At 38.8% G+C, this 12,948-nt stretch carries 12 protein-coding genes; 3 read left to right on the top strand and 9 right to left on the bottom strand.

All coding sequences use genetic code 11. The annotated features are described in order from the left end of the window. Positions 1 to 18 precede the first annotated feature (18 nt). From BSO02S_RS01275 to BSO02S_RS01265, 3 genes are all read right to left on the bottom strand, one after another. On the bottom strand, positions 19 to 2,187 hold the full coding sequence (locus BSO02S_RS01275) for a DNA topoisomerase III (protein WP_066061208.1): 2,169 nt from the start codon (positions 2,185 to 2,187) through the stop codon (positions 19 to 21). A gap of 126 nt (positions 2,188 to 2,313) precedes the next feature. Then, positions 2,314 to 2,499, bottom strand: a complete 186-nt coding sequence (locus BSO02S_RS26025) for a zinc-finger domain-containing protein (RefSeq protein ID WP_084374843.1) — start codon at positions 2,497 to 2,499, stop codon at positions 2,314 to 2,316. Positions 2,500 to 2,519: 20 nt separating this feature from the next. Beyond that, positions 2,520 to 3,176: a reverse transcriptase-like protein gene (locus BSO02S_RS01265; protein ID WP_066061203.1), complete on the bottom strand. Its 657-nt coding sequence runs from the start codon at positions 3,174 to 3,176 to the stop codon at positions 2,520 to 2,522. A 203-nt stretch (positions 3,177 to 3,379) separates the two neighbouring features. Between BSO02S_RS01265 and BSO02S_RS01260 the strand changes: the two genes are divergently transcribed. Further along, complete coding sequence (locus BSO02S_RS01260) at positions 3,380 to 3,787, top strand: reverse transcriptase-like protein (RefSeq protein ID WP_066061199.1); 408 nt, start codon at positions 3,380 to 3,382, stop codon at positions 3,785 to 3,787. A 6-nt stretch (positions 3,788 to 3,793) separates the two neighbouring features. Then, the gene (locus BSO02S_RS01255; RefSeq protein WP_066061196.1) at positions 3,794 to 4,723 is read left to right on the top strand and encodes a DMT family transporter; all 930 of its coding nucleotides are present in this window, start codon (positions 3,794 to 3,796) and stop codon (positions 4,721 to 4,723) included. Positions 4,724 to 4,755: 32 nt separating this feature from the next. On the opposite strand, the gene BSO02S_RS01250 is transcribed toward BSO02S_RS01255, so the two are convergent. Next, entirely contained in the window at positions 4,756 to 5,025 is a 270-nt protein-coding gene (locus BSO02S_RS01250; RefSeq protein WP_066061193.1) for a DUF6123 family protein, read from the bottom strand. A 137-nt stretch (positions 5,026 to 5,162) separates the two neighbouring features. Here BSO02S_RS01250 and sspL point away from each other — a divergent pair, with 137 nt between their 5' ends. Next, positions 5,163 to 5,300 (top strand): small, acid-soluble spore protein L, encoded by a 138-nt coding sequence (sspL, locus tag BSO02S_RS01245; RefSeq protein WP_066061190.1) that lies wholly within the window; start codon positions 5,163 to 5,165, stop codon positions 5,298 to 5,300. 73 nt (positions 5,301 to 5,373) lie between these two features. On the opposite strand, the gene BSO02S_RS01240 is transcribed toward sspL, so the two are convergent. The 5 genes from BSO02S_RS01240 to BSO02S_RS01220 form a co-directional block, all read right to left on the bottom strand. After that, positions 5,374 to 6,267 carry a 5'-3' exonuclease gene (locus BSO02S_RS01240; protein WP_096190855.1) on the bottom strand — a complete coding sequence of 298 codons (894 nt, stop codon included), beginning with the start codon at positions 6,265 to 6,267 and terminating at the stop codon, positions 5,374 to 5,376. 74 nt (positions 6,268 to 6,341) lie between these two features. Next, complete coding sequence (locus tag BSO02S_RS01235) at positions 6,342 to 7,169, bottom strand: sulfurtransferase (RefSeq protein WP_066061186.1); 828 nt, start codon at positions 7,167 to 7,169, stop codon at positions 6,342 to 6,344. A gap of 25 nt (positions 7,170 to 7,194) precedes the next feature. Beyond that, complete coding sequence (locus tag BSO02S_RS01230) at positions 7,195 to 10,857, bottom strand: dynamin family protein (RefSeq protein WP_066061183.1); 3,663 nt, start codon at positions 10,855 to 10,857, stop codon at positions 7,195 to 7,197. Between the two features lie 348 nt (positions 10,858 to 11,205). Beyond that, the gene (locus BSO02S_RS01225; protein ID WP_066061180.1) at positions 11,206 to 11,775 is read right to left on the bottom strand and encodes an isoprenylcysteine carboxyl methyltransferase family protein; all 570 of its coding nucleotides are present in this window, start codon (positions 11,773 to 11,775) and stop codon (positions 11,206 to 11,208) included. Next, a complete protein-coding gene (locus BSO02S_RS01220) occupies positions 11,775 to 12,863 on the bottom strand; it encodes a type III polyketide synthase (protein WP_066061177.1) in 1,089 nt (362 codons plus the stop codon). The genes BSO02S_RS01225 and BSO02S_RS01220 overlap by 1 nt, the downstream gene beginning before the upstream one ends. Positions 12,864 to 12,948: the final 85 nt, after the last annotated feature.

Raw genomic sequence — 12,948 nt, 5'->3', positions numbered from 1 at the left:
TCATAAATGTAAGTTGAATTATTTGGATGCAGCTTCTTCAAACAGGAATCTTACTTTTTTTTCTTTTTCCTCAAGAAAAAGCCGGGCATTAAAGGTTTTCTCTTTGTTCGAAAATCCTTCAATCAGCTCCGTTTTCCCTTCCGAAAGGAGGAGCTTTACGTTTTTTTGGGTAATATTTTTGCCTAAAATTTTCTTTGATACCGTGAAATCACAATGATTCTTTTGGTAATTTGAACAACCGTAAAAGCTGCCCTTGTCGACTACGGAACCATCACATTTCTTACAAGGTCCCAATTTTGAATATGATTGTTTCGTTTTCCGTTGCTTTCCAGGAGTAAAGCTTTCGCGGACGTTCTCCGAAAAAGACCAATTAGCAGCTTGACCAATGCTTGACGAGATTAAATGGATGACCATCTTTTTTGTCTGCTCCATAAACTGTTTCGGCACTGCTGATCCCTCTGATATTTCCTTCAGTTTTTGCTCCCACTTTGCCGTCATTTCTGGTGAGGCCAAGATTTCTTTACCAATCGCTTCAATCAAGATTTTCGCTTTTGCTGTCGCATACACTAAATTCTTGCTTACCTCAATGTATAAGCGATCCTTTAGCATGGTGATAATCCCAGCCCTAGTGGCTTCAGTACCAAGACCTTCAGTCTTTGACAAAATTTTCTCAAGCTCTTTATCATCTATATGCTTGCCAGCCGTTTTCATTAACGTAATCAACTGACCTTCTGTATAGCGTTTAGGCGGCTGTGTCTGGCTTTCTTTAACTTCCACCTTTTCCGTCTTCCCTTGCTCCCCTTTTAAAAGCAATGGCAGTGCAGGCTCATCCTCACGTTCCTTTGGATTCAGCACTTTTCTCCAGCCCTGTTCAATTTCTACTTTTCCCTTTGAGATAAATGCTGCCCGGCTGTCTACCAACGTTGTTACAGTTGTATATTCAGCGATTGCCTTATTGTAATGAGCAGCGATTAAACTCGTAGCAACTAAATCGTAAATCCTCCGCTCGTCAGGATCAAGCCTCTCAACATTTGGGATTTGTTCAGTCGGAATAATCGCGTAGTGGTCAGTAACCTTCTTTTCATTCACATACCGTTTGTTTTCTGAAAGCGTCGCAAATGGTAATGGAAAAAAGCTTTCATAGGCTTTAATATGACTAAATTTATTTAGAATTTCTGGGAAGGTATTGGCTTCTTCTTTTGTTACGTATCGAGAATCTGAGCGTGGATAGGAGACATACCCTTTTTGATAGAGCTTTTGCATGACATCAAGTGTTTTTTTCGGTGAGAATTTAAAGCGTTTATTCGCTTCTGCTTGAAGGGCAGATAGATTATACAAAAGTGGTGGAAAAAATTCCTTTCGTTCAGCAAGGACCTCGCTGACCTCTGCGGGCTTTTCTCGACAAAACGCAGCAACTTTTTCTGCTAATTCTTTTGTTTTTACACGCGTTTCTCCATCATTCTGCCATTTCCCCGTATATTTTTTGCCGTTGATTAAGAAATGAGCTAGTACCTCCCAAAATGGCTCAGCCTTAAAATTCTCTATTTCCAGTTCTCTTTTAACAATAAGGGCTAAAGTCGGAGTTTGTACCCTGCCGACTGAAAAAACATCGGAAAAACCCTGCTTTTGAAGTAGTAAACTATAAAGCCGAGAAGCATTCATGCCAACCACCCAATCAGCACATGCCCGTGTATAGGCCTCAAAATACAAGCTTCGCGTCTCCCCTTCATCTAAAAGCTTTTGAAATCCATCCCTGATGGCATTCGCTGTTAACGAGGAAATCCATAACCTTTTCATCGGTTTACGGCTTTTTGTTAACCGAAGGATATTGCGGATGATAAGTTCACCTTCACGACCGGCATCACCCGCATGAATAATTTCGCTCACCGCTGGATTAGTGACTAGTTTTTTAATAACCGCAAATTGACTTGCTTTATCTTTTGTTACTTCATATTCGAAGTGTTCTGGAATAATCGGTAAATTATCTAATGACCATTTTTTCCACCCTTGCTGATATTTTTCAGGTGAGACTAATTGACAGACATGACCAATTGCCCAAGTCACATAGGCGCCCTTGGGAAAAACATCGTTTGGAAATATTTCGATAAAACCCTTTTGTTTTTTATGTTTAAAAATCGAGGCTAGCGTTGATCCCTGGTCAGGTTTTTCGGCAATAATTAACTTCATAACAATTGCTCCCTTTTAAATAGCTTTCCACAGTCCATTTTCCCACTTTGTCCTTAATCAGTAAAGAAATAAAAAAAACAAAAAAATTCCATTCAGCATCAGAATTCTGAATGGAAAATTCAGTTTTTAGGTCAGCTTTTTCCCATACTCTTGTAGCTGTTCTCCAATCGTGCATTGTGAAATGCAAAAACGATGGGCCAATCTACGGCCGCCTTCCTTTTTCAAATGCTGATGTAAAAAGCAGCCCTCACAGTATTGAACCATTAAGGACTCCACTTGGCTAAATAATTTTCTTCTGCTTAAGTCCTTCAACAGAGTCTCACACCCGTTTCTTAAAGAATCAATGTTTTTGCAAATATTTCTTTTCCCTCTAATGCTTGGGTGGCCAATTTATCTGCTTCCTTGTTATCTTTTCTGGCAATCGCCGTATATTTTGGTTTTAGGCCCAGCGCAGTAATCTTCTCCTCAATTCTGTCAAGCCATTTATTAAGTGTCTCTTCATAGCAAGGCCACTCTCCCTCCAACTGCTTTAATACAACCTGTGAATCTCCCTTAAATTCACACGATAAATGATGAACCCCTAAATCCTCTAAAATAGTTAATGCATAATAAAAGGCTGCATATTCGGCTTCGTTATTCGTTTCCATTTCATCAAACCGCTCATTGGCACGAATCCGGTATTTCTTTTTCCCTTGCTTGAAAAAAATCACAGCACCAAGACCTGCCTGGTTTGTTTCCTTTTGAAATCCTCCATCAAAATAGACGGTTATGTCATGGGGGTCTTCCTCAATTTCAGTTAACAGCTTTTTCATTTCCTTCAAAATCCATGATGTGCCTTTTTCATCATAAAAAAACAGATCTGTTACTTTTCCAGTCATTTCAAGCTCTTCCCCTATCTGTATGGCTGTTTCGTCTTGTACCCATTCAGAGGAAAACTGAACCTTTTCGCTGCTTTTTAATTTATACATCCACTCAAGTCTATATTTCATTGTATTTTCAGCCCTTCTAGAAAAAAATGGTTGTTTCCTGAATAACTTATTCTTAACTGGTTTTAAGGTAAACTTAATTTTACCTTATTCAGTCATATAGTGTTATCATACCCAGATAACCATCGGGGCTATAAGAATAAATATTTTCTGCCCTAGGAGAAATATGATAAACTTTCAGTAATACAAAAACGGAGGAAATAGCATTGATTGAGGTCTATATTGATGGTGCCAGCGCTGGCAATCCAGGACCAAGCGGCGCGGGTATATTTATAAAAGGAAACGGCATTACTGAAAAGTATTCGATCCCGCTGGGAAGCATGTCAAATCATGAAGCGGAATATCATGCATTTATAAAAGCATTGGAGATATGTTTAGAAATGGGGTTAACGGAATCGTTGCTGTCATTTCGTACCGATTCCGAATTAGTCAACAAGGCGGTTGAAAAGGAATTCGCTAAAAACAAACTTTTCGCCCCCTTACTAGAACAGGCCTTACACTTGTCGCGAAAATTCCCATTGTTTTTTATGAAATGGATTTCAAGTGCCGAAAATAAAGTTGCCGATGAACTAGCAAGAAAAGGTATTCGAAAAAATAAACACGAGGAGCATTAATCCATCATGAAAAAACCATTATTTGCCGATTTAAGCTTGCTTTTTGTGACCATAATTTGGGGAACAACCTTTGTGTTAGTTCAGAATGCCATTGATTTCCTTGAACCGTTTTCCTTTAATGGCATCCGCTTTCTCTCGGCTGCTATTTTATTGATTCTTTGTCTTATCCTATTCGAAAAGAAACAACTTAAACAATTGGATGTAAAAATCATTTTATCAGGGAGTTTCCTGGGATTTTGGCTATTTCTTGGTTATGCAACCCAAACGATCGGCTTACTAACAACGACTAGTTCAAAGGCCGGATTTATTACTGGTTTAAACGTGGTTCTTGTTCCATTGTTTTCAATGATTTTATTAAAACTGTTTCCAAGCAGAAATGCGTTATTCGGTGTGTTAACTGCAACGATTGGCTTATTCCTGCTGACGATGACCGATGTGATATCTTTAAATCAAGGTGACGGATTTGTTTTTATTTGTGCGATTAGTTTTGCCTTGCAAATTATTTTTACAGGTAAGTTCAGCAGCAAATACCCGACATTGCTGTTAACCGTTATTCAAATTACTACCGTCGCGATTCTATCCATCCTCTCTTCGTTTCTTTTTGAGGATTGGAAAAAGTCGTTTAATCCAGATATTTTACTTTCACAGGATGTCCTTATTGCCCTTGTGATTACAAGTATTTTTGCCACAGCAATGGCATTTTTGATTCAAACAAATTTCCAAAAATACACATCAGCCACACGAGTGGCGTTAATTTTTACAATGGAGCCCGTTGTCGCTGCAATCACAGGTTATTTTTGGGCAAATGAACGTCTTTCCTACAGTGCATTAATTGGCTGCTTCCTTATTTTTGCGGGAATGATTTTTGCCGAACTCCCGGTCAACAAAATCCCTCTGTTCAGCAAAAACAAGACCCTTAAGGATAATGCTTTATAAAGAAAACTCCCAAAAGGGAGTTTTTTTGTGGGTTATATCGCAAGCAGTTCCTTTTCCCGGACGAATTTTAGGGCATCTTTTCTTGTTATTATCTTGTTTGAAATTAACGTTTCTAACAATGATACATAAAAGCTGCCATCAAAACCTCTTTGTGCTTTTAATGTCAGCTCTATTGCTGTATTAATCAATTCATCGGAAGCATTTGTATAGTGTTTTCCGAAGAAAATAAAGCCAATTGCATCTTCATGAAGATGAAATCCCTTTCCTTCCAGGTAATGCAGATATTCCTCCACTGTTCGCACTGACCTTACCAACCCTCTCCCAACAATCTTTGAAATCCCTTTAAAAATCTTAACTTAAATTTCAATAATTTTCTATTCTTTTTTGTAGATGTTTTATTATTCGTAATGGAAATACTATCAGCACAGGAGGTGACGGGATGAGCAAAAACGGTCAGGCAAATCGTGGAGTTAAAGCTCCGGGGGTAAACCCGCAAGGATATGGACAGGATGCGGAATTTTCTGAAGAACCAAAAAGCAAATTGGAAAATGCCGCGAAGAAAAAGAATACAAAATAGAAACCTTAATTCATAAAAACTGCCCCTACACCAAAAAGGTTGCCTCAGATTAGATTGAGACAACCTTTTTTAATCAGGATACAAATGCCTGTTCTATCGGCAAAAGCTTAGCAAAACCGCGAAGTTCTAATTCCATTAATTTATTTAATGCTTTATCTTTTTTAATGCGGAGTCCGGCGTCCTCTAATGCACAGCTGACTGGTACATCGCATTTTATTTCTGCTAGCATTCTCGACAAATGGAGCATTTCTAAATCCTGCTCTATTTTGGTTTTATTGGATTTTGACAATCGCTCAAGGTTAGCGATAATGCCCTCGACATGTTCAAATTCCTGTAATAGCTTAAGCGCCGTCTTTTCCCCGATTCCCTTCACGCCAGGATAATTATCACTTGGGTCCCCCATAAGTGCCTTTAAATCGATCATCTGCCTTGGGGTAATTCCTTTATCCTCAAAAAAGGTATGAGGTGTGTGGAGAAGGTAATTTCCATAACCTTTTTTCAGCAAGATAACCGAGATCCTTTCATCAAGGAGCTGGAGCATATCCTGGTCACCCGTTAGGATTGAAACGTGGGCAAAGTCCTTTGATTGATTGGCAATCGTTCCAATACAGTCATCCGCTTCATAGCCGGCTAATCCGATATTAGGAATATCGAACGCATCAACAACCTCTTTTACTAAATCAAATTGTGGAATTAGTTCTACCGGAGCCGCTCCTCTATTACCTTTATAATCGGCAAATAATTCTGTGCGGAAGGTTTTACTTCCCATATCCCAACAAACGGCAACGTGTGATGGTTTAAACGAGGAAATCGCCGTAAATAAATGTTTTACGAAGCCATGGATTCCATTGGTTGGAGTCCCGTTTGAATTTATCATAAATTGTCCTGTTACAGCCGTAGCGTAAAAAGCACGGAATAACAGGGCCATTCCATCAACAAGCATAAGTGAAGGCTTTTGATTTTCCAAGTTTTTCAGTCCTTCCTATTTGGTGCCTTGTAATAACAAGACGAGTTCCATTATAACATAAGCCGGGCCAAAAATTATTCTATATTATTTTCCAGATAAGAAATCCAGTCGCTAAAGCTTCCGACATAAAGCTTTACATTTTCAAAACCGGCTTCCTTTAAGGCCAAGTAATTTGGGGTAGCCGTGACCCCGGAACCACAGTATACAATGATCTGTTTTTCAGAATCTATGTCGGAAAACCTTTCCCTTTGTTGCTTCGTTTGTTTATACTGACTGTCATCAAAGCCCTCCATCCATGGCTTATTGATTGCTCCAGGAATATGGCCGGCCTTCTTATCGATTGGTTCTTCCAACCCAAGATATCGTTTTTCTTCACGTGAATCGATTAAAATCGTGTGACCGACGCGTTTTCCAACCACTTCTTTAACATCCTCTGTGGATGCGATCATTTCAGATTTAAGGTTGACATAGAATTCAGCCTTTTCAAAGGCAGGAATATCCGTTGTCACAGGAAGGTTCCCTTCAATCCATCCCTTAAATCCGCCATCAAGCACATACACTTTTTCATGCCCAAGATATTGAAGCAGCCACCAAAAACGAGCTGCAAATGCTCCGTCTCCGTTATCGTAGGCACATACGACCGTGTTTTCATCGATACCTGAGGACTCAAGCTTTTTAACAAATTCTTCTATCATTGGCATGGGATGCCGCCCGCCATGCTCTTGTATAGGGCTTGATAAGTCTTTTTCCAAATCAAAGTAAACTGCACCAGAAAGATGGCCAGATAAATACTCCTGTTTTCCTTTTTCGGGTTCAGCAAGCGAAAACCGGCAGTCGATAATCCTGACTCTAGTTTCGTTTAGGTTTTTCAACAGCCATTCCTTGTCTTTAATATACTTCAAGCAAATCCCCCCGAATTTTGATAAATTATTTCTGGAATTTTACAAGCTTTTGTTGAATTTCGGTTAACATTTCAATCGAAACTCCGCCATCCAAGGCAGAAAATAGACTTAAATAAAAATCATCCGCTTGTTCGCTCATTTGCGCTAATAGACGTTTGAATTCCTTTGTCAGCTCATCTGCATAATGATCATTTATACGGCCCGCTTCACGTTTTAAATAATCGTCTGCAGGCAAATTTAATACTTGGAAAAGTTCATCACTCATGAATTTCTTGTCATTATTTTCGAAAAAGGATTTTGGATTCTTAAAATATGACATGGCCTTTGTGAATAGTTGTCTATCTACTTCGTTAAAGGCAACGGGAAATTCTATTCCTTCTTTATGCTTCAGTTCAAATGCGGAAAAGGATAGGTCCTGATTGATTTCCTGTAGATTCCGAATCAGACCGGCCTGGTAATCAGATATTAGCTTTTCGGCAAAGCGCTCCAGCCGGACAGTGGTTGCTCTCATTTCCTGAGCAAAATCAAAACCAAGACTGCCAAGAAACTCCTCAAGTGCAGCATGTAAGACCTTTTTCAAATTTCGTCCATCATCCCTGAGTGCAGCCGGATTAAATGCCTCTCTAAAGAAATCCCCAAACCGTAAAAATACCCTTTGTTTAATGTAATAGACAAGTTCTGCCGTTTCCTGGTTCAAGCGCGACTGTAAATTCCCAACAAATTGGGCAGCAACTATCTCTTTAATCATCTCCGTTTGCTTTTCAATATTCGCACGTTTTTTGTCTTTTACTGATTGGTCTTCCTGCGAACTTTGAATGAGCTTAGCAACTAGTTCCTGTACGCGATTTAATTCCTTTTCGGCTGAGTTAATCGCCATTTCTGTTAAATCATTGGAAATGAACTGATAAAAAGCATGCTCAAAATTCTGTATGCCTGAATTGGATTCTGTCACTAAAGTTTTTTGTTCCTTTAAAGCCAGCAGGCTTGAAACAGGATAAAGATGCGGTTTCCTAATTCCATATTTGCTAAGCTGATCCATGATATATTCAGCAACTGTTTCCTTTTCTTCCTCATTTTCGGCAAGATCAATGGCATTAATAATGAAGAACATTTTATCCATTTGAAAGGATTCCTTCACACGGCCCAGCTGGATTAGAAATTCACGATCCGCTTTCGAAAAAGCATGGTTATAATAGGTGACAAATAAACACGCATCTGAATTTTTAATGTAATCAAAAGCGACGCCTGTGTGACGGGCATTGATGGAATCAGCTCCCGGCGTATCAACGAGGGTGATTCCTTTTCTTGTTAACTCGCAATCATAATAGAGCTCAATCCATTCAACATAGCAGGATTTCTCTTCTTTCGCGACAAATCCACTAAATTCAGTTAAATCGGTTTCTAAGATTGTTCCGAGCGATTTCACAAATGTTTCATAGCCCTTTTTAAAAGCTAGCAGAAAGGCATAATGCGTCTTCTCTAACACACCTTCCTGATCTTTTTGAATCATAATTTGATCAATTTTCTTGACAGCCTCTTGAAAATCTTCGGCATGGAGATCAAATACACGTAGGGAGCGATTAACATCATCAAGCATTGCTGCTTCTTCCTTAAATTTAACTAAAACCGTTCCATGCTGATACCTATTTGTAATTGGCTTTATTTTATTAATGGCTGCCGTGGTTGGATTCGGCGAGACAGGTAAAACCTTTTCACCCATTAGCGCATTAGCAAATGATGATTTGCCCGCACTGAAGGCACCAAATAATGCAACGGTAAAGCCCTTGTTTTCCAGTCTTTCCGCTTTATCGATTAAGTCTTTAGCAAGCTTTTGAAACCCTGGAAGATTGTTAATTAGTTTAGATGTATGGTGGAGATGGTTAACTATTTGATTTAAGTGGTCACTAGCTGGAATATCCTTGGATTCACTAGCAGAAAACTTAATTGCCTCATTGTGCTTCGGTTTGTAATTGATTGGGCTTTGAGTAGCCCCAGTCTCCATCTCGGTTTTAATCACTTCATATTCTTCTTCCTCTTGGGTAAATAAATGATAACGATCTTCTAGTAAATCTTTATCTTCTGTTAACAACCTTGAAATCGTTGTTTCTTTCCGTTTAGCAGTCTGTTCACATGCCTGAATGGCCGATATGGCGCCTATATACCTTTTCATTCTGCTCAATTCCTGTTCATACTGCTCTTTTAACTTGGCGGTTTGTTCTGTTAATGCTTGAAGGAACACCCTTTTAAATTCACCAAGTTCATTTCTAGCGCTTCTTTTTATTTCATTGGCAACATCTTCCGTGTAATGTAAAACATATTCACCGGTTAATCTCGCTCCAGGTTTTACTGCGTTCTTCAATAAATCAGCCGGAACATCAATCGAATAGGACTGTGCTATGCTTTGCAATTCGACTTGGTTAAGTCCAGTATTTTTTAAAGTGCGCAGTAAAAATTCACGGACATGCCACTCCAACTGCGATTTTGTTTTTTCAAGAATGTCCCGTTGAAAACTCTCAAGTCTGGCATTCCTTTCCTCCATCGTTTTTTGCTTGGAAAATAGGAATCCGACCTTGAATTCCGGCTGGCATGATTCCAAATAACCTTCAGCCAAAGCTCTTGTTTGAAACGGCATAAGGTACGCGTTTTTCATTAATTGGGCAATAGAATTATCAAACTCATCTTCCGTTTTACCCAGCCCTGAGTTTATTGTCTCAAGGTTTGCGGACATTTCCTGAAAGGAGTCGGATAATTCATCTTTTTCTTCCACAGATAATTCATTCAATATCTCCTTGATTGGTAAAAGCTCTTCCTCTACTAACTTACTTGAATGAGTAATATGATCTTGGGCAATCTTTTTTAAAGAATGAAAAATGGATGGGACTAATAATTGATCTCTATGGGCTAATTTCTCCGTAATAAAGCCCTGAAGTTCATTAAAATCATTAAAGGGATGGTCATCATCCTTCAATGAGGTATAAAATATCCTTGCTGGCCTTACTCCCCATGCTCCAAACGACTCAACAACACTCTTTTGAAAGTCGTCAAAACTAAGCTCTTCATCCTTGTGCTTATCGATTTGGTTGATAACTAAATAAACTTCTTTTCCAGCATCAGTTAATTCTTTTGTAAATAAAAAGTTTATCTCCGCTTGGACATGATTATAGTCCATTACATAAAGAATCACATCAGCCAGATGGATTGCAGATTCAGTTGCAATCCGGTGGGCATCGTCTGCGGAATCTATGCCTGGGGTATCCATAATTACTGTATTAGCGGGTAACCCGGTATTACAATGGCTAATCTCAATTTCTTCAATTTGGTCGCCGTCTTTGCAATATTTTTTTACTAACTCATAATCATAGGGTGCTAAATAGATACGCGGCTTTTCATTTTTGAAAAAAACCTTCGCGTATTCTTCACCGGACTTTACCTTTACCAAGTTAGCACTTGTCGGAATTGGGCTTGATGGAAGTAAATTCTCACCGACTAGTTGATTGATCATCGTCGACTTTCCTGCTGAAAAATGACCACAAAACGCAATCATAAACTCTTTGTTTTCAAGTTTCATTGCCAGCTGTTTAATCTTTTCGACATGCGCAAAATCTTCTTGTTCCATTAAATATTCATATATGGAAACGATTTTTCGTTTAAGTGTCTGAATGGTTTCGTTCTGTTTGGCTGTTTTCACCTTCACTTATTCCCCTTAGCAACATAGTAATAAGTTTTATTTTATACGATAATTCAAACTTTTCCTATCTTGACAAACTAATAAATGAAAACAAATTTCTCCGGTAAACAACAAAAAAGCCAAGGTGAAAAGACCCTGGCTGATAAAATAGGAGATTTTTTATTGTGTAACGTTTTTTAAGACGTGCTTCATGACAAATGCATAAATTATAACGGTTCCGCCCACAAAAGCAAAAGTCATATGTAACACCTTCCCTTTTTCAATTCTTATTGAGAATGATTTTCATCGATACCCTTAGTTTATCATAGCTGATAATCATTTTCAATATCATCTTTCGAATTGTCACACTTATTTAACAATCTTAGGAAGAAACCGATTACAGGCCTGAAATGTCGCAGCATATTCTGTCAGTTCCCTGAGGGCTTTTTCTTCCTCAGGTATCCGAATCATTAGCATGATTACATTTAAAAGTGTAAACAAACATGCTGTAAAATATAAGTTAAACAACAATGGGACAATAACCAGCTCCATTGCTACAACAAAATAATTAGGATGCTTGATAAACCGGTACGGACCTTGCCTGATAACGTCCGCATTTGCTAAAACTATAATTTTGGTATTCCAATACTTACCAAGAGAAGAGATTGCCCAGATTCTCAATAATTGGGCAAAAAGAAAAACGCCTAAAAATAATGGCCAAATAGGAGAAAGCCCCTTATTCAAAAGGGTTTTTTCGAAAAATAGCGAGGCAAAAAACAGCAAATGCATCGTCACCATAAAGCGATAGTGCTTTACACCGAATTCTACAGCTCCCTGCTGCTTCATCCACTTTTCATTCCTTTTTGCAATTCTGAGTTCAACCATTCGTTGAAGAACAATAAAACTATATAATACAAGAAATGGGAGGATTGCGTTCATTACACCCACCTGAGCAGGAGCAACTCCGAACTAAAGCCCGGACCGAGAGCAGTACCAAGTCCTAACGCATTTTGCGGAAGATCCTTCTCCATGAAGCGTTTCAGCACATAAAATATCGTTGCTGAAGACATATTCCCAAACTGTTTCAAAACCTCAAGTGAAACATCCGTCATGGATGCGGCAATTTCTAAAGATTTTACGTAGGCATCTATTACTTTTTTCCCTCCCGGATGGGCAATAAAATAGTCAATTTCTCCAAGATCGAGTTGATTTTCTGCCAAAAATTCATTTACATTCGGCTTTAGCCAGCCTTCGATTATATGTGGGATATCGCGGGAAAACACGACAAATAATCCTTTATCTTTTATTTCCCACCCCATCACATCTAATGAATTCGGCATAAGGGTGGATTGTGTTGCAATGATGGATGGTGAAGTTTTCATCCTTCTAAAATTCGAAATGTTAGCAGCAGTACCGCAAACCAATGCACAGGCCACACCATCGGCAAAAAGTGAAGTTCCGATTAGATTACTTTTCGAAAGATCATTGCGCTGAAATGTTAAACTACACAGTTCTACCGACAGGACAAGTACCTTTGCATGTGGAAACGCAAGGCAATATTCGTATGCCCTTGAAAGTCCAACCGCACCTCCCGCACAGCCAAGCCCCCAAATCGGCACCCTTTTCGTATGTGGATGAAACGGCAATTGATTCATGATTCTCGCTTCAATACTCGGGGTAGCTATACCTGTTGTTGAAATAAAAAAAATAGCGTCGATTTCTTGAAAAGGAATGTCTTCTGTTAAGAAAACTGGATTAGTTAAGCACTTCTCGATTGCCTCTTTCCCAAGTATCACCGCGGAATCGATATAGGCATTATTTTTTTCTTCAAAGGATCGTTCCTCTTTAAACCAATCGATATTTTTCACGAAATATCTTTTCTCAATTTGTCCATTTTGAAAAGCTCGCAATAGTCTTTCAATATCTTTAAAAGATTCCGCAAATAACTCTCTAGCAAACTCCGACGCTTGATGTTGGTTAACTTCACAAGGGGGGATAACCTCAGCAATAGAAATAATCGTAGGCATGATCATACTCCTTAAACATATGTAGGGGTATTTTTTCCAATTATCCGGTAATTATTCCAAGAGAAAGTAATTGTGGGAGAAGAAC

The organism is Neobacillus soli NBRC 102451 (assembly GCF_001591665.1).
Classification (GTDB): Bacteria; Bacillota; Bacilli; order Bacillales; family Cytobacillaceae; genus Neobacillus; species Neobacillus soli.
Note: the sequence above shows the minus strand (reverse complement) of the source record. Positions and strands in the feature narration are given on the sequence as shown.